This is a genomic window from Arthrobacter sp. AOP36-F1-5 (assembly GCF_058137995.1).
Genome location: NZ_CM176892.1, coordinates 39,546 through 60,501, shown reverse-complemented (window position 1 = coordinate 60,501; position 20,956 = coordinate 39,546). Strand labels below are relative to the sequence as shown.

Annotated in this window: 21 protein-coding genes and 1 pseudogene; 19 read left to right on the top strand and 3 right to left on the bottom strand. The window is 68.2% G+C overall.

Annotated features, from left to right (window positions below; translation table 11 throughout):
• Nucleotides 1-23: 23 nt before the first annotated feature.
• From AC3ZI9_RS00295 to AC3ZI9_RS00280, 4 genes are read left to right on the top strand one after another with little or no spacing between them, the layout of a single operon-like run.
• Nucleotides 24-920 (top strand): hypothetical protein, encoded by an 897-nt coding sequence (locus tag AC3ZI9_RS00295; RefSeq protein ID WP_444555340.1) that lies wholly within the window; start codon nt 24-26, stop codon nt 918-920.
• Complete coding sequence (locus AC3ZI9_RS00290) at nt 920-1,930, top strand: ParB N-terminal domain-containing protein (protein ID WP_444555339.1); 1,011 nt, start codon at nt 920-922, stop codon at nt 1,928-1,930. Before AC3ZI9_RS00295 ends, AC3ZI9_RS00290 begins: the two co-directional genes overlap by 1 nt.
• Nucleotides 1,931-1,970: 40 nt before the next feature.
• Nucleotides 1,971-2,666 carry a hypothetical protein gene (locus AC3ZI9_RS00285; protein WP_444555338.1) on the top strand — a complete coding sequence of 232 codons (696 nt, stop codon included), beginning with the start codon at nt 1,971-1,973 and terminating at the stop codon, nt 2,664-2,666.
• A gap of 20 nt (nt 2,667-2,686) precedes the next feature.
• The gene (locus tag AC3ZI9_RS00280) at nt 2,687-4,330 is read left to right on the top strand and encodes a M23 family metallopeptidase (protein ID WP_444555337.1); all 1,644 of its coding nucleotides are present in this window, start codon (nt 2,687-2,689) and stop codon (nt 4,328-4,330) included.
• Nucleotides 4,331-4,371: 41 nt separating this feature from the next.
• On the opposite strand, the gene AC3ZI9_RS00275 is transcribed toward AC3ZI9_RS00280, so the two are convergent.
• Entirely contained in the window at nt 4,372-5,385 is a 1,014-nt protein-coding gene (locus tag AC3ZI9_RS00275) for a cation diffusion facilitator family transporter (RefSeq protein WP_101569935.1), read from the bottom strand.
• Nucleotides 5,382-5,747, bottom strand: a complete 366-nt coding sequence (locus tag AC3ZI9_RS00270; protein WP_180958887.1) for an ArsR/SmtB family transcription factor — start codon at nt 5,745-5,747, stop codon at nt 5,382-5,384. Before AC3ZI9_RS00270 ends, AC3ZI9_RS00275 begins: the two co-directional genes overlap by 4 nt.
• 286 nt (nt 5,748-6,033) lie before the next feature.
• On the opposite strand from AC3ZI9_RS00270, the gene AC3ZI9_RS00265 reads away from it, so the two are divergent.
• The 15 genes and pseudogenes from AC3ZI9_RS00265 to AC3ZI9_RS00195 form a co-directional block, all read left to right on the top strand.
• A complete protein-coding gene (locus tag AC3ZI9_RS00265) occupies nt 6,034-6,300 on the top strand; it encodes a DUF6112 family protein (protein WP_101569934.1) in 267 nt (88 codons plus the stop codon).
• A gap of 121 nt (nt 6,301-6,421) precedes the next feature.
• Nucleotides 6,422-6,733 carry a DUF6112 family protein gene (locus tag AC3ZI9_RS00260; RefSeq protein ID WP_101569933.1) on the top strand — a complete coding sequence of 104 codons (312 nt, stop codon included), beginning with the start codon at nt 6,422-6,424 and terminating at the stop codon, nt 6,731-6,733.
• Nucleotides 6,734-6,771: 38 nt separating this feature from the next.
• Complete coding sequence (locus AC3ZI9_RS00255) at nt 6,772-8,223, top strand: conjugal transfer protein TrbL (RefSeq protein ID WP_444555336.1); 1,452 nt, start codon at nt 6,772-6,774, stop codon at nt 8,221-8,223.
• Nucleotides 8,224-8,230: 7 nt separating this feature from the next.
• A complete protein-coding gene (locus AC3ZI9_RS00250) occupies nt 8,231-9,694 on the top strand; it encodes an SCO6880 family protein (protein ID WP_444555335.1) in 1,464 nt (487 codons plus the stop codon).
• A gap of 256 nt (nt 9,695-9,950) precedes the next feature.
• The gene (locus AC3ZI9_RS00245) at nt 9,951-10,199 is read left to right on the top strand and encodes a hypothetical protein (protein WP_101569930.1); all 249 of its coding nucleotides are present in this window, start codon (nt 9,951-9,953) and stop codon (nt 10,197-10,199) included.
• Nucleotides 10,196-11,131 (top strand): Clp protease N-terminal domain-containing protein, encoded by a 936-nt coding sequence (locus AC3ZI9_RS00240; protein WP_444555334.1) that lies wholly within the window; start codon nt 10,196-10,198, stop codon nt 11,129-11,131. The genes AC3ZI9_RS00245 and AC3ZI9_RS00240 overlap by 4 nt, the downstream gene beginning before the upstream one ends.
• Nucleotides 11,132-11,133: 2 nt before the next feature.
• Nucleotides 11,134-12,921: an ABC transporter ATP-binding protein gene (locus AC3ZI9_RS00235; RefSeq protein ID WP_101569928.1), complete on the top strand. Its 1,788-nt coding sequence runs from the start codon at nt 11,134-11,136 to the stop codon at nt 12,919-12,921.
• A gap of 171 nt (nt 12,922-13,092) precedes the next feature.
• Nucleotides 13,093-13,959 (top strand): hypothetical protein, encoded by an 867-nt coding sequence (locus AC3ZI9_RS00230; RefSeq protein ID WP_444555333.1) that lies wholly within the window; start codon nt 13,093-13,095, stop codon nt 13,957-13,959.
• Nucleotides 13,956-15,443 (top strand): ATP-binding protein, encoded by a 1,488-nt coding sequence (locus AC3ZI9_RS00225; RefSeq protein ID WP_101569926.1) that lies wholly within the window; start codon nt 13,956-13,958, stop codon nt 15,441-15,443. The genes AC3ZI9_RS00230 and AC3ZI9_RS00225 overlap by 4 nt, the downstream gene beginning before the upstream one ends.
• Complete coding sequence (locus tag AC3ZI9_RS00220) at nt 15,443-16,012, top strand: hypothetical protein (protein WP_180958886.1); 570 nt, start codon at nt 15,443-15,445, stop codon at nt 16,010-16,012. The genes AC3ZI9_RS00225 and AC3ZI9_RS00220 overlap by 1 nt, the downstream gene beginning before the upstream one ends.
• Complete coding sequence (locus AC3ZI9_RS00215) at nt 16,009-17,793, top strand: TraM recognition domain-containing protein (protein WP_101569924.1); 1,785 nt, start codon at nt 16,009-16,011, stop codon at nt 17,791-17,793. The genes AC3ZI9_RS00220 and AC3ZI9_RS00215 overlap by 4 nt, the downstream gene beginning before the upstream one ends.
• Nucleotides 17,794-17,881: 88 nt before the next feature.
• The gene (locus AC3ZI9_RS00210; protein ID WP_444555332.1) at nt 17,882-18,328 is read left to right on the top strand and encodes a single-stranded DNA-binding protein; all 447 of its coding nucleotides are present in this window, start codon (nt 17,882-17,884) and stop codon (nt 18,326-18,328) included.
• 18 nt (nt 18,329-18,346) lie between these two features.
• Nucleotides 18,347-18,919, top strand: a complete 573-nt coding sequence (locus AC3ZI9_RS00205; RefSeq protein WP_444555331.1) for a hypothetical protein — start codon at nt 18,347-18,349, stop codon at nt 18,917-18,919.
• Nucleotides 18,916-19,158 carry a hypothetical protein gene (locus AC3ZI9_RS00200; protein WP_101572327.1) on the top strand — a complete coding sequence of 81 codons (243 nt, stop codon included), beginning with the start codon at nt 18,916-18,918 and terminating at the stop codon, nt 19,156-19,158. Before AC3ZI9_RS00205 ends, AC3ZI9_RS00200 begins: the two co-directional genes overlap by 4 nt.
• Nucleotides 19,159-19,387: 229 nt before the next feature.
• Nucleotides 19,388-20,374 (top strand): annotated as a pseudogene (locus tag AC3ZI9_RS00195) (recombinase family protein); the annotation flags it as partial.
• Nucleotides 20,375-20,614: 240 nt separating this feature from the next.
• Here AC3ZI9_RS00195 and AC3ZI9_RS00190 read toward each other — a convergent pair.
• Nucleotides 20,615-20,824, bottom strand: a complete 210-nt coding sequence (locus AC3ZI9_RS00190; RefSeq protein WP_444561806.1) for a hypothetical protein — start codon at nt 20,822-20,824, stop codon at nt 20,615-20,617.
• Between the last annotated feature and the right edge of the window lie 132 nt (nt 20,825-20,956).

The window sequence follows — 20,956 nt, the reverse complement described above, 5'->3', positions numbered from 1 at the left end:
GCTTGTCAGGAGGTGCCCTGACCATGACCGAGAACACACACCCCACCAGCGACCCGACCACAGGATCTGACCGCGCGGACTTCACGACCGGTGAGGGTCTGCGCGCACTGCTGCACCGGCTCCACCACGGCGGGCGGCGCGCCTGGGCGTACGATGCGCAAGCGGCGGAGCTGATGCAGTTCACCGCGAAGAAGTACGCGCCGTTGGCGCGCAAGCACGGGCTGGACCCGTGGGAGGCCGCCTCGGCGGCGTTCGATGTGATGCGCACCAGGGCAGCACGCGAGGCGTACGATCCGTGGGCGGTCATCACGCACGCGGTGCGGATCACCTGCATCTTCGAAGAACGCGCCCAGGGACTGCTCTGCTCGGTCCACCAAGCCCGCCGCCCCCACATCTCTGCCTTCCACGACCCTGAACGGTTCTCCGACCGCGAGACCCCACTGACCGACTACCACCCCGCCTTCCACATCCCCGCCGCCGACGCACCAGACGGCAACGACGAGACCCCGGCATCGGAGCGAGCCAGCACCTCAGCAGGCTCGGCAGTCGAAGACGCGATCGCGCTGTTCACGCTCCTGGACTGGCCCGCCGACACGGCCCGAGCCGCGATCGAGCACGCCTGCGGAGCGCTCACCCAGGCCGGTACCCGCCAAGCCGCCTACGAAGGGCTGCGACGGGACAAGCATGCCCGCGCCCTGCTCGACATCCCCAGCCACTCCTGGACAGCACTGTTGAAGGCGCTGCTGGGCACCCCCCACCCGGCCTACACCGCTACCGGCCTCGGGAGGGGTGTGCTGCTGCGCCTGTTGATCGGCGAAAGCCTGCCCGTGTTGCTGCGCGACGACGACCTCGTCCTTTCGGTTTCCCTCGCCGCCCCACGCCGCCCTCGGAACCACGACGATGCCCAAGGTGGTGCGTGATGAGCGCGCCGGCGGGGTTCATCGAGCTGGAGCGCACGGTCGCCTCGATCCAGGTGGGCAGGCGGCATCGCACCGAGCTGGGCGACATCGACGCACTCGCCGCCTCCATCGACCGCGACGGCCTCCTCCAACCGATCACCATCACCCCGGACGGGGTGCTCGTCTGTGGGGCCAGACGGTTGGCGGCGATCCGGCAACTTGGTTGGAAGACCGTGAACGTCTGGGTCCGCTCGGGCATCTCCGACCGCCTCGGACACCTGCTGGCCGAGCAAGACGACAACGTCCTGCACAAGCCCCTGACCCAGCTCGAAGCCGCCGCCCTGTATCGGGAGCTGAAACAGGTGATGGCCGAGGACGCGGCCCGGCGGCAGGCCGCGACCCAGTTCAGCGCGCAGCAGCAACCCGGAGACGACGGTGCGGGAAAATTTCCCGCACCGTCCGACCACGGCCGGACCAGTGAGCAGGCTGCCCGGATGATCCCCGGCAGCGCGTCCTACAAGACCCTGGACAAGATCAGCTTCCTCCACCACATCGCCGAGGACCCCGCCCAACCCGAGGAGCTTCGCCAGCAGGCAGCGACCGCGCTGGAACGCATCGAGGCCGGCAACCCCGTCGACCCCCTCTACCGGCAGGTCCGGGAACAGGCCGACACGACACGCGGTGACCGCGACGCGGACCTGCACCAGCTCGCCGCTGACGCCCTCGTCCGCATCAAGACCACGACACCAAAGAGACGCACCCCACGGCCCACCCCCGCAGCGGGTCAGGGTGAGGGTGAGCCGGTGCGGTATCCGGTGCGCGCGTTCGTGCTCACCTGGAGCGAGCTGGCCGACTGGTGGACCCACTATGACCTCGACCAGCTCGCCGCCGAGCTGACCGACGAGCAGATCAATTCCTTCCTCGCCACTGCTGAGGGCACCAGCCGATTCGGCGAGCAGCTGCGTGCCGCGCGCGAGCGCGGGAGCAGCGCCGACACCGGGCCGGTGCGCGGCCACCTGCGCGCCTTGTAGCCACCTCGCTGGCTCGGGTGTGGCGGTGCACCTACGGGGCATGAAGACTCCCGACCTTTCCGATGCTCGCTCCCACCACCGAATGATCGCGGTGCTCACCGCACTCGTGGCGGTCCTCGTGCTCACCGGGATCGGGGTCTACGGCCTGATCACCGGACCACCCACCAGCAACGAGCCCGGCAGCGATGAGGGCCCCGGGCCGGGGCCAGTCGTCACCGTGCCCAGCGATCCGGTACCCACCACGACACCCCGCCTGCCCGTCGTGCGGCCTTCGGCGGACCCGGCGACGTTCGTCGGCAACGTCGTCACGGCGCTTTTCAGCTGGGATACCGCCAGCGGATTCATGCCCCTGGACTACACCTCCGTCGTGTTAGAGGTTGGTGATCCGTCCGGTGCGGAACAGGCCGGGCTCGCCGCCGACATCGCCACCTACCTCCCGAACCGGGAGGCGTGGATCGAGCTGCGGCAGTACGCCACCGCCCAGCACCTGAGCATCGACGACGTGTTCGTCCCTCAGGCATGGGGTGAGGCAGTGGAGCAGGCCCAGCCCGGCCAGCTCGCCGAAGGCACCATCGCCTACACGATCGAGGGCACCCGCCACCGCACCGGCACCTGGAACGACGAACCCGTCACCTCGAAGCATGCGGTGGCGTTCACCGTGTTCCTCGTCTGCGAGCCGACCTACGACACCTGCCACCTGCTGCGGCTGTCCCAGCTCGACAACCCCCTCCGATAGCTGCTGAGGAGTGATTGCTCGTGTTGAAGAAACTCGCCGCCGCCATCGCCCTAGTGTTCTTTGGTCCGGCGTTGCTGCTGTTGTCGGTCGGGGTGCTGATGAACCCGGCCGCCACCGCCAACGCCTGTGTCACCGGAACCGGCGTCACCGTCGGGGACGTCCCGGACGAGCTGGAGGTGACCACCGCCAACGGTGAGACCTTCACCCTCAACCGCCAGCAGCTCACGCATGCGGCGACGATCATCGAGACCGGCTCCAGCATCGACGGGGTGACCCGCAACGGCATACACATCGCGCTGATGGCGGCGCTCACCGAGTCCACGTTGCGGATGCTCGCCAACACCTCCGCCTACCCCGAATCCGCGAACTACCCCAACGACGGCAACGGCTCCGACAACGACTCCCTCGGCCTGTTCCAGATGCGACCCCAGTCCGGCTGGGGGTCGGTGGCCGAACTGATGGACCCCGTGTACCAGGCTCGGGCGTTCTTCGGCGGACCCGAAGGACCGAACTCCCCCTCCCCGCGCGGACTGCTGGACATCCCCGGCTGGGAGCAAATGGACAAGGGCGAGGCCGCCCAGGCCGTCGAGGTCTCCGCCTACCCGGACCGCTACCGCAACTACGAGCCCGTCGCCAAGACCATCCTGACCACCCTCACCGGCACCACGAAAACCAATGCTGCCGACACGGATGGGTCGAGCAGCGGCATGACAGTTCCAGCGGTGCAGACGGTCGCGGCGGAGTCCTCCCGGGTGGTGTTCCCCCTGCCGGAGGGCACCTGGGTGCTCACCAGCGAGTTCGGACCCCGGGTGCACCCGATCACCGGGGAGAACTCCGTCCACACCGGCACCGACTTCGCCGCCCCGGACGGGACCCCGATCCTCGCCGCCGCCGACGGAACCGTGACCGTCGCCGAGTTCTCCGGCGGGTATGGCGGGCTCATCGTGATCGAGCACACCCTCGACGGCGTCGCCGTCGCGACCGCGTACGGACACATGTGGGAGCAAGGCATCCACGTCAACCCCGGCGACACCGTGACCGCCGGGCAGCACATCGGCGACGTCGGCAGCTCAGGCAACTCCACAGGTCCGCACCTGCATTTCGAGGTCCGCCCCGGCGGCACCAACGGCGAAGCGATCGACCCCGCCGCCTGGCTCAACACCCATGATGCGGGCGACCTGCCCGAACCCGAGACCGGCGCCCCCAACGGCGGCTGCGACCCAGGGGCCGGGACGCCCGGCCAGGCACCGGAGCCGTTCGAGGGCGACCCGAACCAGATGGTGGACGACCCCACCTCCGACGGGCAGATGACCGCCCGCACCCTGCACCTGTATCAGCAGGCCACCGCCGCCTTCCCCGACACGTCCTGGGCGTGCTGGTCACCTCGACCGGGCACCGTCTCGGAACATCCCCTCGGGCGGGCATGCGACATCACCTTCGGCAACGCGATCGGATCGGTCCCGACTCCCGCGCAGCTCGAAGCGGGCTGGGAACTGACCAACTGGATGAAGGACCACGCCGAGGCTCTCGGAGTGGAATACCTGATCTGGCAGGACAAGATCTGGTCGCTGGCCCGCGACGCCGAGGGCTGGCGGACCTACACCAGGGGAACCGACGTCACGACCAAACACATCGACCACCTGCACGTAACGGTCGTCGCCTAAGGTCCGAGATTACATCTACCGTAGATTCGTACCTTGAGCGTTCATCGCCGCTCAAGATGGGGTGCGGATGCCGTGACGCGGATCGTGATCTCGTCCACTTTTGGCACGTGCCGCTTCGCGGCTGCTTCGGCCTCCTCGGCAACCAGATCGGCGTGGGCCAGATCCATCTGGGCGGTTCGGACGACGGCGTCGCCGCGGAGGCGATGGCCGACCCAGCGCAGCCGCACCCGCTGAACAGACTCGACCTCCGCGGCGTGTTCGAGAGCGTGCTTGACCCGGTCAACGAGCTCGGGCTCGATGCCATCCATGAGGCGACGCCCTACCGATCGAATCGTTCCGATGAGCAGCACCGCGATCATGACGGAGATGAGTAGGCCGACGATGGGGTCGGCGAGCGGGAAGCCGAGGAGGACGCCGATGGCGCCGGCAACGACGGCCAGGGACGTGAAGCCGTCGGTGCGGGCGTGCACGCCGTCGGCGACGAGCGCGGCGGAGCCGATCTTCCGGCCGACGCGGATGCGGTAGACGGCGACGGCCTCGTTGCCGAGGAAGCCGATGATGCCGGCGGCGATCACCCAGCCAACGTTCTCCATCGAGCGCGGGTTGATCATCCGGTCGATCGCCTCCCACGCGGCGATGACCGCGGACAGCGCGATCATGAGCACGATGAACAGCCCGGCGAGGTCTTCGGCCCGATTGAAGCCGTAGGTGTAGCGGCGGGTCGCTGCGCGGCGGGAGAGAACGAACGCGATCCACAGCGGTACCGCGGTGAGCGCGTCGGAAAAGTTGTGGATCGTGTCGGCGAGGAGTGCGACCGAGCCGGAGAACGCGACGACCACCGCCTGAGCCACGGTCGTGGCGAGCATGAGAACGAGGCTGATCTTCAGCGCCCGGATGCCCGCAGAGTTCGCCTCCATCGCGTCGTCGATCGAGTCCGCCGCGTCGTGGGAGTGCGGCACGAAGATTCCGTAAAGGAATCCTTTGAACCCGGTCGGGTGCGAGTGCTCGTGCTCGTGATCGGCGGCGTGCGAATGCGAGTGGCTGTGATCGGTCATGCTTCCGCTCTTTCGGAGTGGTGGTGACGCGGACGGTCATCGAGGGAGTGTTCGGCCTGGAAGATCGCATCGGTCACGAGTTGCGAGGCGTGCTCGTTCTCCAGCCGGTAAAACACCCGCTGACCCTCCTGCCGGGCAGCGACGATCCGTGCCATGCGAAGCTTCGCCAGATGCTGCGACACCGCCGCCGGGGACTTGTACACAATGTCGGCGAGGTGATTCACCGACAGCTCCTCGCTGCGGCGCAGCGCCAGAATGATCCGCACCCGCGTCGCGTCCGCGAGCAGCCCGAACACCTCGACCGCGAGCTCCACGAACTGACTGTCCGGGTCCACCCCACACACCTGCTTATCTGCATCCATACGCAGATTATTGCAGATCGGGCTGCGCGTGAGAAGCACGTCCAAGAACAGTGATGCGAAGGTGCCGACAACGGAGCACACGACTAGACACCACACGCACGAAGGTCCGAGAGCGTTGACAAGCCCGGCCTCGGGTCTTCCCAATGCCGGGTGAACCACGTCGCATTGATCGACAGCGGGCAGCCGGGCGGCCTCAGCGCACCTTCACGGCATGGCAATCCCGCTCTCGCACCATCTATTCCGGCACGTCGAATATGCGACGCCGCCGCCCGAAGGCATGAGCGGCATGGATGTGTTTCCAGACTTCGACGGGATCGGTGGGATCGGTGACCTGCGCGCGGTGATCGGCGCGCTGCTGACGTTCGTGCTCATCACTAGCGTCCTGATGCTGATCGTTTCGGCCGTCATCTGGGCCATCGCAGCTGCGAACGGCAACTACAGCGCGGCTGGGAAGGGCCGCACCGGTGTCCTCGTCGCCCTCGGCACCGCGGTCCTGGCTGGTGCCGGAGTGGCGTGGATGAACTGGCTCATCGACCTCGGCCAGCAACTCTGATCCCTGCCCAGGCTCGAAACTGCCGCCTCGGACGGCCTTGGGGATTGTCGCGCACCTGATCTGCGAACCCATCCGTGTACCCGCCCCGAAAGGGCGGGTTCCGTTCGTCAGGAGACTCACCGTGTTCGATCTCATCACCGCTCTGCCTGCGCTTATGCCAATGGATGTCGACATCACCCCCAACGATTCCGGTCTGCCCGGCATCGCCCAGCTGCGCACCATCGTCGGCGCGGTGATGACCGTCGGCCTCATCTTGTCGGTGCTCGCGCTGATCATCTCGGCGATCGTGTGGGGTTTCGGCGCGAACTCCTCTAATCCACACCTCGCGGGCCGGGGAAAGATGGGCGTCCTCGTGAGCTGCGGGGCCGCGGTGATCTGTGGCGCCAGCGTGACGTTGATCAACTTCTTCTGGGACGTCGGCCAGCAGGTCTGACACCAACCGCTGACTCGATCCTTAAAGGAGTGATTGCGGTGGGTGTATGCGATATCCCCGTCATCTCGGCCGTGTGCGACACCGCCGGCGAAGCCGCCGCCAGTCTGGTGGCGGCACCGTTCGACTGGCTCGCCCAAGCGATGGGTGCCGCCGCTGGCTGGTTGTTCGAGGCCGTGTGGTCCGTGTTCGACACCACCACGCTCGTCGATGTCACCCGACCCGAATATGTGGCGGTCTATAACCTGCTGTTCGGCATCGCAGTGTTCGTGATGCTGATCTTCTTCTGTCTCCAGCTGCTCACCGGTCTGATCCGCCGCGATCCCACTGCCCTGGCTCGGGCAGCCCTCGGGTTGGCGAAGTCTGTGCTCGGCTCGTTCGTGGTGATCACGCTGACGGCGTTGCTGCTGGAGATCGTCGACCAGCTCTGTGTCGGGATCATCCAGGCCGCCGGTGAGACCACCGAGTCGATGGGCGACAAGATCACCCTCCTCGCGGCGGGGCTGGTGGGGATCAACATCGCCGCCCCCGGGGTGGGGGCGATCATCACGATCTTCCTCGCCGGCCTGGCGATCGCCGCCGCCGCGACCGTGTGGCTGTCGCTGCTCGTGCGGAAGGCGCTGTTGCTGGTGGCGATCGTGTTCGCACCCCTGGCGTTCTCCGGCGCCTCCTGGGACGCCAGCAGAGGATGGATCGGCAAGTGGGCGATGTTCGTCATCGCGCTGATCTGCTCCAAGCTCGTCCTGGTCGTGATGTTCCTGGTCGCCATCACCCAGGTATCGGCACCGATCGATGCGGACCTGTCCTCGATCAGCGACCCGCTGGCCGGAATCGTGCTGATGGCGATGGCCGCATTCGCCCCCTACCTGACCTACAAGTTCATCAGCTTCATCGGATTCGACATGTACCACGCGATCGGCTCTGAACAAGACGCCAAACAGGCCCTCAACCGCCCTGTCCCCACCCCGACGAAACCAGCCGGCGACGGCCCCAAGAAGGTCCTCGACGGAGGCAACAGCGGCGACAGCGGTGGGAGCGGTGGGAAGACGCCGCCTCCGGCCAAGACCTCCGCGCCCCAGGCATCCGGGGGTGGGGCGAGTGCTGCTGGAGGCGCTGGCACCGCGGGTGGGTCCGCCGGCGCAGGAGCAGGAGCAAGTGGTGGTGCCGGGGCAGGTGCGGTGGGTGCGGGTGCTGCGGCGGCTGGTCCGGCCGCGGCTGCGGTGATCGCGGCGAAGGTCGCCAAGGGTGCTGCGACTGCCGGTCCGAAGGCCGGCACGGCTCTTGGCAACCAGGGCGAGGCCGCCGCCGACAGTGCCGGGCAGACCGGCGCCACACCCTCTCCTGCGGCGTCCTCGACGTCGTCTACACCGACCACGAAGGCTCCGCCTCCTGCCGAGCCGAAGACACCGTCGGCGGGTCCCTCGCAACCGACGCCGCCTGCGCCGAAGCCGGCCCCGCCGCCGCCGGCACCGAAGCCGACCGGGAAGGACTGAGACGGCCATGACGACGAAGCAGAAGGAGTCCTCCACGGAGCTGGTGCCGGTCAAGTTCTCCCGCCTCACCCGCCGCGGTATCCTCCTTGGCCTGTCCCTGGCCCAGCTCATCACCCTCGCCACCGGCGTCCTTGCCGTCGTCGGCGGCCTGTATGCCGGCGGTGGCATCCTGCTGGCTTACACGGCTCCGGTGTGGGTGCTCGCCGCGGCGCTGACGTGGATACCCGTCGCCGGACGCCCAGCCGTGGAGTGGCTGCCGGTCGCATCCTGGTGGCTCTGGCGCACCACCGCAGGCCAACTCCTCTATCGGCGCCGCATCGTGGCACCGCGGCCGGTCGGGACGCTCGCGCTGCCCGGGGACATGGCACGCATGCGCGAGTACACCGACCCCGACACCGGGGCCGGGATGATCCATGACCCCCACGCCGCGACCCTCACCGTGGTCTGCGAGGTGACCCATCCAGCGTTCGTGCTCCTGGACCCGGGCGAGCAGGAACGCCGCGTTACCTCCTGGGGTCGCGTCTTGGCCACGGTGTGCCGCTCCGGACGGATCGCCACCCTCCAAGTCGTCGAACGCACTTTGCCGGACTCCGGCACCGGATTGGCTGAATGGTGGGCCTCCCACGGCACCGCCGACGACACCTGGGCCGCGACCACGTACGCGGAACTGATCGAGCGTGCCGGGCCGGCCGGGGAACGGCACGCGACCACTTTGTCCCTCTCGCTGGATATGAAGACCGCGGCCCGGCAGATCAGGACCGCCGGCGGAGGCATCCGCGGGGCCGCGGCCGTCCTGCGCCAGGAGATGTCGACCCTGGTCGCGGCGCTGCGCTCAGCGGACCTGAAGCCCTCCGGGTGGCTGAGCCCGGGACAGATCGCGGTGATCCTGCGCAGCGCATATGACCCGGCGATCGCCGCGACCCTGGAACGCCACGGCGAACTCGGCCAGCACCTCGCCACCGCTGGCCCCGTGGCCGTCAACGAGTCCTGGACCCGGTTGCGCACCGACTCCGCACACCACGCAGTGCTGTGGGTCTCGGAGTGGCCGCGCTCGATGGTCTACCCGGGCTTCCTGTCTCCGGTGCTGCTGTCCACCGGCATCCAACGCAGCTTCTCGCTGCTGTGCACTCCGATGCGTTCGGACCAGGCCGCCCGCGACATCCGCAAGAAGAAGGTCGAGCACATCTCCGACGCCGCCCAGCGGGCGAAGATCGGGCAGATCGAAGACGCCACCCAGACCGCCGAGTACCACGACGTCCTCCAGCAGGAAGCCGACCTGACCGCCGGCCACGGCGTGCTGCGGTTCACCGGCCTCATCAGCGTCTCCGCACCCACCGTCGAAGAGCTGGAGGCCGGTGTGGCCGCGATTGAGCAGGCCGCGATCCAAGCCTCCTGCGAGACCCGGCTACTCGTGGGACAGCAGGCCGCCGCGTTCACCGCCGCTGCGCTGCCGCTGTGTCGCCGAGTCTGACCCGTCAAACGGAGAGCCAGTACCAATCCCGAAGCCGGCTGCGTACGTGACGTGGGCATTCGGGTTGGTGCACACAGACTCTTTGATCGCCCGCCGTCTCCGCTTCGTGTGCTCGGCCCGTACCCGTGCGGGATCGAGTCGCTCTTCTCTGACTTCACCGTTCCTCGGCATCGTGGGCGCCCGGCTAGACGCGTTGTCCCGACGGGCAACGCAACTTATGTTGACTTGGAGGCCATGTCAACGTAGGTTGCTTTGTATGGAGATCATGGACCTCACAGTTCGGGCGGCTGACGTGTCCGACCCTCGCGTGGGACTGCGAGCGATCGCAGCATTGCGTCGCTTGGTGGACACGCTGGAGCTACGCCAGGTCGAAGCCGCTTTGGCCGCCGGTCTGGGCTGGACCGATATCGCCGATTGTCTGGGCGTGTCCCGTCAGGCCGTTCACAAGAAGTACCGCAACCGGGTCCGGCCCGGTCTGGCGCCCAAGCACGGAGGAGCTCGATGAGCGCACGCACGATGCCGATCTACCTGACCGCCGCCTGGCGCGAGGCCGCCCGTGCGCGGGAGCCTTACATCGACCTCGATCACCTTCTGATCGGCCTGATCGCTGCTGGCGGGCAGGCGGCCCAGTTACTCACCCGCCACGGCATCGATCTGATCTCTGCGCGCTCCGCCGCCGGTGCGGTCCATGCTGATGCGGTCGCTCTTCTCGGCGTGGACGTCCGCGCACTCCCCGCACCGGCACCGCGACCATTGAACGAGCTGAACCGCGGGGATGTTGGGGAAGTGCCGATGAACGAAAGGGCTGATCGACTCATTGACCGCCTCGGTGTCCGCGCGACAGAACGCGATCTGCTGCATGCCTTGCTCGCAGAGCCATCCGGAACGATCCGCGACCTCATCGAACGCGGTGGCGCTGATCTGGAAACCATGACCAGCGAGGTGGTTGGTGGCCACGCAGATTGGTCACCGGTCGCCCCGCAGCGTGCTCAGACCGTCGAATCGCAGGCAGAAACACGCATGGCAGCCGTGCAGCTGACGCACTTCATTCCCGCCGAGCGGGGACTCGTGCGTTCAGTCGCCACCGACAGCACGGTGGCCCCGCAATGGTTGATGGTTCCCGACACGACGCGGCAAAACGACGGCACGCTAGTCGTGGACGTGACGAAGCGCGGTCGCACCCGTACTCTCCGGCTCACCCCCACAGCCGACGAGGACGGACACGTTCGCTGGGACGACCAGCCGTTGGGCTGGTACGAGCTGCGATTTGTCGCCGTCGACGGTGGCACAATACTTACGCTGACCCGCGCTGTTCGTCCCCTCGGCTTGCTCGGCGCCGCACTGATTCCGCTGATCCGTCTGTCGAACGGACTTGGCCTGCTCGTCCGTGCACAAAACCTCGCGCTCGCCTGCGCCGACGCGATGGATCACAAGTAGTGATGGAGGGACGGGCAGGCGCCCCGACGCTCGCCCCGGCACCGTCGCGCGCCCTACTGGGCTACCTGCGCGAGCACCGTGGCGCACTCGTCATCGTGGTCGCTTTGTCGATCCTGGGCGCGGGGCTGAACCTGGCCCAACCGTTGCTGGTCAATCGGCTCATCGACTCGGTGGGGACCGGCCGACCGCTGGCCCAGCTGATCTGGGTGCTCATCGTCCTGGTGGTCGGTGCCGGGGTGGTCGGTGCGGTGCAGCAGTTCTTGCTGGAGCGCACCGCCGAAGGCGTCGTGCTGACCGCGCGGCGCCGGCTGATCGCCGCCCTGCTCCACCTCCCGGTGCGGGTCTATGACACTCGCCGCGCCGGTGACCTCGTCTCCCGGGTCGGGTCGGACACCACCATGGTGCGCGCCGCCCTGACCGGGGGGCTGGTCGACGCTCTCGGTGGCGCCCTGGTCTTCGCCGGCTCGCTCATTGCCATGCTGCTGCTCGATGCGGTCCTGCTCGGGATCACCCTGGCCGTCGTCGCAGTGGCCATGGTCAGCGTCGTGCTGGCCTCGGCCCAGATTCAGACCCTCACCCAATCGGCCCAGGAGGCACTGGGGCGGCTCGGCGCGGGCGTGGAACGGGCGGTCTCGGCGATCCGCACCATCCGGGCCAGCGGCGCCACCGACCGCGAGATCGCCCGACTCAACGATGAGGCGTCCGCCGCCTACGGCTACGGCGTGCGTGTGGCCGGCGTTGAAGCCGTGCTCTGGCCCATCAGCGGCCTCGCAGTCCAGGGATCATTCCTCGCCGTGCTCGGGGTCGGGGGCTACCGGGTAGCGGCCGGTGCCCTCACCGTGGCCGACCTGGTGACCTTCATCCTCTTCCTGTTCATGATGATCATGCCGCTCGGACAGTTCTTTTCCGCGATCACCACCGTGCGTTCCGCTCTTGGTGCCTTGGCCCGTATCCACGAGGTCCTCGACCTACCGCGGGAGGATGACGGCGACCCGCCTGTCATCGCGGGTGTGCCAGGGCGCGCCGGGACCTCCTCGGAAGAACCCCCACCACCCGCGGAGGGCGCCGAAGTCGTCTTCGACCACGTCACTTTCGCCTTCCGGCCCGGCCACCGCGTCTTGACCGATGTCACCCTCACGGCACCTCGCGGGTCCACCACCGCGATCGTGGGTCCGTCCGGGGCGGGCAAGTCGACCCTGCTTGCCCTGGTCGAGCGGTTCTACGACCCCGACCGCGGCGCAATCCGCCTGGATGGCACCGATATCCGGGTCATGCCGAGGGCGGTGCTGCGCGCCCAGATCGGTTACGTCGAGCAAGACGCGCCGGTGCTGGCCGGCACGATCCGCGAGAACCTTGTTCTCGCCAACCCCACCGCCGACGACGACCAATGCCGCACCGTGCTCGCCGCCGTCAACCTCCTGGAGCGCATCGCCGCCCATCCCGATGGGCTGGATGCCACTGTGGGCGACGACGGTGCCGGCCTGTCCGGCGGAGAACGCCAGCGCCTGGCCATCGCCCGCGCCTTGCTCGTAGACGCCCCGCTGCTCCTGCTCGATGAGCCCACCGCGAGCCTCGACTCCCGCAACGAGCAGGCCCTGCACCAAGCGATCCGCTCGGCATCGACCGGCCGCACGGTGCTCATCGTCGCTCACCGCCTGGCCACCGTCGCGGCCGCCGACCAGATCGTGGTCTTGGACCGTGGCCGGCTCACTGCCACTGGCACGCACGCCGAGCTATTGGAGACCTCGGCCCTCTACCGCGAACTCGCCCACCACCAACTGCTCGCATGAGAGTCGAGAGTCCCGCACTGGCCACGTGTGCGAGGACTTCGGACACACGCACGGCCGGCGTTGAACTGTGACACGGATACCCACCACGTCTGGTCGCCTCCCTCCGACGTGAGGCGCGCAGGGCTTGCGAGTGCACCTGCCTGACACACCACGTCTCAGGGAGGCCACACGATGCCCACATTCCACAACCCACTCGCCGATGCCGCCGAGGCATCTGACGCGCTGCGCGGGCTCGCGCACGCCAGCCGCGTCTTCGACAACCCCGCCGACACCTACAGCGTGCTCGGTGACCTCCTCTCGGGCGTCCGATCGCTGCGCCAGGTGCTCGATCAGCTCGGCTCCGCGCATCTCGTTCATCGCGGCCGCGCTCACGACGATGACGGTGACCAAGCGATCGGTGCCTCCGAAGCCCTCGCCGCGGCAGACGACCTGCACCACGCCGGAACGCTCCTCGATAGTGTCGAGGAGCGCGTCAATGCCGCGATGACCCATTCGGGACGCATCGCCTGGCACGCCCCCGCCCAGGAACTCGACCGGGAGGCAGTGTCCACGGAAGCACCGCGGCGGTGGCTCAGCGTCGTCTTCCTCCAAGGCTCAGAAGCTGACGAGGTGCTCGACCTCATCAACCGGGACGGCCCCGACGCGGCGATCACGCACCTGAGGAACTGGGACTACGGGGAGGAGACAACCGACGCGGCACTGGAGAACGGGTACGTCTACGAGGAACCACCCACCGGACAACTCGACCGGGTCGCCACGGACGGTGACTACACCCTCACGTACAACCCGTTCATGGGGCACGTCAATCTCCTCCGGGCACACCCCGCCGCCACACCCGACCCGACCATCGACGGGACCGACGTGGTGACATCGCGTGAGGCCATCAGCGGCGTCGGGCCACTCGATCCGAGCACGCCCCAGACCGAAGTGACGCCCGCATCCGCGCGGACGCAGCACGGGTCGGTGGGAGCGGAGCCGGACTGGTTCGCGGAGCCGACCCGCTCCTCAGAGTCGACGGGGCGGGGGTTGTCGCTGTGAGCGCGCGCGAGCCCGAACGCCTGCACACCTCGGTCCTGGTCGCCCCGACCGCCGACCGTCGCCGGCTCCGCAAGCAACGCAAACAGGCCGCCGCACGCCTCCAAGTCGAGCAGCGCCGCGCCGAGCAGGCCGCGGCCAGGGCGAAAGCCGAGGCCGAACGGGCCGACCGTAGAGCCACCACTTACCTACCCGCCGCCGGTGAGTCCGGTCCTACAGCTCTGCGCACCCCGGGCGGGTTCCGCCTCCCGCGCCACCAGGACACTTCCGCGACGCTGGCGGGTGCCTATCCGTTCGTCGCTGAAGGCGGTCTCGGCTCCGAGGGGGTGTTCGTCGGCCAAGACCTCTACTCCGGCGGCTCGTTCGTCTACGACCCCTGGGTGCTCTACGCCCGCGGGATCATCACCGCCCCCAACGTCGTCCTCGCCGGCATCGTGGGATCGGGCAAGTCCTCGCTAGCGAAGTCGCTCTACACGCGGTCGCTGCCGTTCGGGCGGCGCGTCTATGTCCCGGGTGATCCGAAGGGCGAGCACACCGCCGTCGCGAACGCGGTCGGCGGGAAGGCAATCGTCCTGGGCCACGGACTCAGCACGAGACTGAACCCCCTTGATGAAGGACTCCGGCCCTCCGGGCTGTCGGATCACGAGTGGGCCATCACGGTCGCCTCCCGCCGCCGCGATCTCATCGGCGCTCTTGCTGAGACTGTCCTGGCCCGCGGGTTAACGCCGTTGGAGCACACCGCGATCGACCTTGCCCTGACCGCAGTCGTCGCGGAGAACACTGTGCCGATCCTGCCGATGGTCGTCGACCGCATCCTCACCCCGGACGAGGCCGCCGACGGCAGGTTGGCCGAGGACGGGCGGCTCGTCGGCCATGCCCTGCGCCGCCTGGTCGCCGGTGACCTCGCCGGCCTGTTCGACGGTCCCAGCACGGTCCGGTTCGACCCGTCGCTGCCGATGATCAGTCTCGACCTATCCCGGGTCACCGAGAACTCCACACTCATTTCGGTGTTGATGACGTGCTCGTCGGCGTGGATGGAGTCCGCACTGCTGGACCCCAACGGTGGGCAGCGGTGGGTGATCTACGACGAAGCGTGGCGCCTGATGTCCCACCCAGCGTTGTTGAAGCGGATGGACGCGCACTGGCGCCTTGCGCGGCATTACGGGATCGCGAACATGCTGATCTTCCACAAACTCTCCGACCTGGACAACGTCGGCGACGCGGGCTCGGCCATGCGCTCCCTGGCGAACAGTCTGCTGGCCAATGCCGAGACCCGGATCGTCTACCGGCAGGAATCCGACCAGCTCGGCCCCACTGCCCAGGCGCTCGGGCTGACCGGCACCGAACAGAAACTGCTCCCATCGTTGGGCGTCGGGCAGGGGCTGTGGCGGATCAAGGACCGGGCTTTCGTCACCCAGCACCAGCTCCATCCCGCCGAGCTGGAGCTGTTCGACACCAGCTCGCGGCTCACCTCGGGGGTGAAGTGATGACCCGTAAACCCCCACGCCACACCACCGGACCGGTACCGGAAGAGACGCCGGTTGTGCTGCCGCACGCGGTCATCACCGTCACCGAGACCGGCGTCCTGGACGTCACCGTCGACGGCACCGACGTCCCACCACCAGACGGCGATGCGTGGACGCGCAGCACCTTCGGGCCCCTCATGGACGCCCTCACCCGGGACCGGACCAGCACGGTGCGCATCGAGGTGCACGAGAGCGACGGCACCGTGTTCACCGACGTCATCCGCACCCGCCGCCGCACCGCGCCCAAGCCACCAGAAACCGAGGCGGAGACCGAGGCCGAACGAGGCAGGCAGGTCAAAGGCAGCAGCAAGCGGCGGCCGGAACCCGTCGAAGTGACCGGCGACGGGTTCGTACCCGGCGAAGACGTCGCCGTCGCGGTCATCATCGCCCACGCCGATGCCATCAGCACCGGTCATGCCCGCGCCCTCCTGGACCGGGGTCAACTCCGGTCGCTGCCATCCGATGTTGCCAGCGAGGTCGTGCTGTTCGGACGCGTCTCGGGGACTATTCACGTGCGGCGGCTGCCGTGAGCGCCCCACCGGGGCGGCAGGGTGGGTCGTTCGGTGACGAGCTGACCAACGCCGCCCTTATCGCTCTGGTCGGGATGTTCGGGATCGCGCTCATCCTCCGCGCCTCGGGGTCCGTGGCGGCGTTCCTCACCGGCACACCCCAGCCCGAGGCCGGCCCCGCCGCTGGGCTCGGAGTGTTATTCAACCCCGGCGACCCCGCGGCTGCGCTCGACGCCGACGGGCTCAACCCGACCATGTACTGGATCATCACCGTGGCGATGCTGGCCGGGCTCGTGACCGCCGGAGTATGGGGGTGGGTGCGGCTGCGCCGCCATTCCCGCCGAGTCGAGACCGACCCACGCCGCCTCGCCGGCACCGCCACGGCCCATGAAGTCACCCAGACGGCCTCGGCGAAGGCGCTGCTCCGCCGGGCCGAGGCACTCCGCGCATCCCTGACCGATCCCGCACCGTCGGATGTCGGCTATCGGATCGGCACGTCCAAGGGGCGCGAAGTGTGGGCGTCGGTAGAAGACTCGATCCTGCTCATCGGCCCGCCCCGCTCCGGCAAGGGCCTGCACATCGTCATCCCGGCCATCCTCGACGCGCCCGGCGCCGTCGTCACCACCAGCACCCGGCCGGACAACCTCACCGCCACCCTCCGCGCGAGGCAGCGTGGCGGACGGCCGGTGGCGGTGTTCGACCCCCAGCGCCTCGCCGAAGGCATCCCCGCCGGAATGCGCTGGTCACCCATCCGCGGATGTGAGGACCCGCTCACGGCGATGATCCGCGCCACCGGCCTCTCCGCAGCGACCGGCCTGTCCGCTGGCGGGGTCGAATCCGGCGGCTTCTGGGAAGGCAAAACCCGCACCGCCCTCCAAGCCCTCCTGCACGCCGCGGCTCTCGACCACCGACCACCAGCAGAGCTGTTCCGGTGGACCCTCGACCCCACCGCCGCCGCTGAAGCCGTCGCGATCCTCACCAACACCACGCAGGCGGCCACCGGGTGGGCGGACTCCCTCGGAGCAATGATCGACGCCGACCCCAAAACGCGGGATTCGATCTGGCAGGGCGTCGCCCTGGCCCTCAGCGCCCTGGCCGACCCCCGCGTCCTCGACGCGGTCTCGCCCGGGCCCGGTGAGGGCTTCGACCCCGAAACCTTCATCCGTGACCGCGGCACGCTCTATCTCCTCGCCACCGGCGCCGGGGCCGGTGCATCCTCCGCGCTGGTGGCGGCGTTCGTCGAAGACCTCATCGAAACTGCCCGCCGTATCGCTGCCCGCTCACCAGGCGCACGCCTCGACCCGCCCCTGCTGCTCGCGCTCGACGAGATCGGCAACCTCGCACCACTTCCCAGCCTGCCCACGTTGATGGCTGAGGGCGGCGGTACCGGTATCACCACCCTGCCCGTCCTCCAGTCCCTGGCCCAAGCACGGGATAAGTGGAGCGACAACGCCGCCGGAGCAATCTGGGACGCCAGTATCGTCAAGATCATCCTCGGCGGCGCCTCCAACTCCCGCGACCTCCAAGACCTGAGCACGCTCATCGGCGAACGCGACGAGTACACCGACTCCGTCACCCGCGGCGACCACGGCACCCGCTCCAACCAACGCTCCATCCGCCGCGTCGCGATCCTCCCACCAGACCGCATCAGGACACTCCCGTTCGGCACCGGTGTCACCCTGCTGCGAGCCGCGCCGCCGATCGTCACCGACCTACGCTCCTGGCCGTCACGTTCGGACGCAGGCCAGCTGAAGGCCGACCGGGCCGAGATCGAGGCGCTGCTGCGTCGCCCTGGTTCCTGACCCGGCGCGCCTGCCGGGGGTGGGATGTGCACCTGCCTGACACCAGCGACCCCGATCCGGGGACGCCGCGTTTCAGGAGGAGATTCCGATGGCTATCCAGACTCAGCAATCGTTCTCGGGCTTCGTCGCGTCCGACCCGCAACTCACCCGCACCGAGAACGGCGATGCCAGGCTGTACATGAAGGTCGGCAAGGAACACTACCGGCAGGAGGACGACCGGTCGTTCACCCAGTTGGAGACCACCTTCCACAACCTGGTCGCCTTCAAGGCCGCCGCAGAGCAGGGCCACGAACGACTCGCGAAGGGCGACAAGTTCATCGCCGAGGGCTACGTCCGCGAATACACCCACCAACGCGACGGTCAAGCGGTCGAGGGTGAGGAGTTCGTCGCCCGCCGGCTCGGGCACGACATGGCCCGCACGCGATACGACGTCGACCGCACACCCCGCCGGGCCGCGCCTGAGCGGGACGCGGCCGCGTTTACCGCCCCCGAGCACCGCCCCGTCACGCAGCCGCCTGCGTCCGTGAGCATGTGACCGAAGGGGATGCTGACGATGGACGAATACACCCCCGGACCAGACGAGCCCGACGATCTGGACGACGACCCCGGCACCGAAGACGCATCGGATGATGTGGCGGAGCCGCCGCACCCGGTGAACTGGAACCTGCTGACCGCCCACGACCTCGAACAGGAGTGGCTGGCGCTGAACGACTGGGTGGCATGGCTGCGCCGCACTTACGGGCTCCCCGCTGCGGTGATCCCGCCGTTCTGGCACCGGCACCTGGAACTGATGTGGGAGCTGTCCGCGCTGCACCTCCACTGGCTGTGCGCCTACGACCCCGAACAGAACGGTTCGGCGCCCGTCGGCTGGCACCGCGACTTCGCCGACGCCCGCAACAGGCTCCGCGAATGGGTCGCCGCCTCCGGCACCCGCCTGGACCGCGACCGGCACACCCGGCAGACCGTCTGGCCCGGTGAAGACCCCGCCCCGCCCGTCGAGGACGTCATCATCGCCGACCGCGGCGAGGACTTCGTGGAGTTCGTGTTCGAGCAGGTCGAGGCCCGCCGCGAAGCCGAGGAGGCGTTCTTCCGCGCCCTCGATGAACGCACCGGAGAAATCTCATGACGCACCGAGAAACGCCCGGCCGGGACGAGCGGCTGCCGGATCGGATGCGGGACTACCGGATTGAGGCCGAGCCGCGTGAGACACCCGACCTGCACAAGCTCGCACAACTGTTCATCGGCATGGCCCGTTCCCGCGCCGAACAAGACCACGCCCGTCCCGCACCGGACACCGTGTCGCCGGGTCCCGACGCATGTCGGGGGCACGAGGTAGAATCAGATCAGCAAGAAGCCAACGACTAAACCTCCGGTTCGGTCGTGGTGCGCGGTCCTGTTTGGCCTTCGTGGCTTACCCAGCAGGCTCCGATATCGAGTCGGCTGGGTCCTGTTTCCCTTTTACGAGTCGCACCGCACCAGCGGTAGCCACCGTTCGTGCTGGGCCCGATCAATCCGGGGAAGGGAAACACGACCCGTGACCATTACACAACCACCAGCCACTACCGCCCTGGACCGCATCGGCGAGACCACCACCATGGCAGTCTCCTACCTGCGCGTGTCCACCAAGGAACAAGCCGAACGCGGCGGCCGTGCCGAGGGCTTCTCGATCCCCGCCCAGCGGGAGGCGAACCTGCGCAAGGCCCGAGACCTCAACGCGGTCATCACCGAAGAGTTCATCGACGCCGGCGAGTCCGCCCGCAAGGCCGACCGGCCCGAGCTGATGCGGATGATCGAGTACGTCAAGGCCCACCACGTCGCCTACTGCATCGTCCACAAGGTCGACCGGCTCGCCCGCAACCGCGCCGACGACGTGACCATCCACCTCGCCCTCAAAGAGGCCGGGGTCATGCTCGTGTCCGCGACCGAGAACATCGACGAGACCCCGTCGGGGATGCTGCTGCACGGCATCATGTCCACCATCGCGGAGTTCTACTCCCGCAACCTCGCTGGCGAAGTCTCCAAGGGCATGAACCAGAAAGCGCTCAGTGGCGGCACCAACGGCAAAGCACCCATGGGCTACCTCAACGTCACCCGCCGCGACGAACTCGGCCGCGACGTCCGCACCGTCGAGGTCGACCCCGACCGTGCCCCGCTGGTGCGATGGGCGTTCGAGGCCTACGCCACCGGGAACCACTCCACCATCAGCCTGCGTGAAGAACTCATCGACCGTGGCCTGACCACGGTCCCGACCCCGAAGCGGCCCTCGAAGCCGCCGGTGCTGTCTACGATCCACAAGATGCTCACCAACCCCTACTACAAGGGCAGCGTCCGGTTCCGCGGCGCCAGCTACGACGGCATCCACGAACCCCTAGTCGCGCCCGAGGTCTGGTACCGAGTTCAGGCCGTCCTGACCGCGCATCAGACGTCCGGAGAGAAGACTCAATCCCACGACCACTACCTCAAGGGAAGCCTGTACTGCGGGGAGTGCGGGTCCCGACTGACCCTGACCCGGGCGAAGAGCCGCCGCGGCGTCATCTACCCCTACTTCATGTGCTCCGGCCGGCACGCCAAGCGCACCACCTGCGAACGCAAGTCCATGTTCGTGCCCGACATCGAAGCCGCCGTCGAGGACTACTACCGCCACGTCCAGATACCCGAGCAAGTCCTCACCGCGCTCCGCGAGCTAGTCACCGGTGAATTCGATCGGCTCCACACCGCCGCCAAGCAGGAGACCCAGGCATACAAGGGCGAACGCGACGCGCTCCGGAATGAACGCCAGAAACTCTTGCAAGCCCACTACGCCGGAGCCGTCCCCCTGGACCTACTGGGGACCGAGCAGGACCGCATCGCCCGTCGGCTTGCGTTCCTCCAAGCGCAGATTAACGCCGGCGACATCGAGTACGAACAGGCCAAGGCCCACTTGGACGACTGCCTGGCGCTGGCCGGCGACATGCACGCCATCTACATGAGCATCGACGACCCACTGCGACGGATCGCCAACCAAGCCTTCTTCGACAAGCTCATCGTCCAAGACGACGACACCATCCACGGGGAGCCCGGCGTCCCGTTCAACGTGTTTCTCAGCCGCGACGTCCAGACCCTCGCCGTCCGCCAACAAGGACGGACGACGGAATCCGGAACTCAAACCGGTGATGTCGCTGGT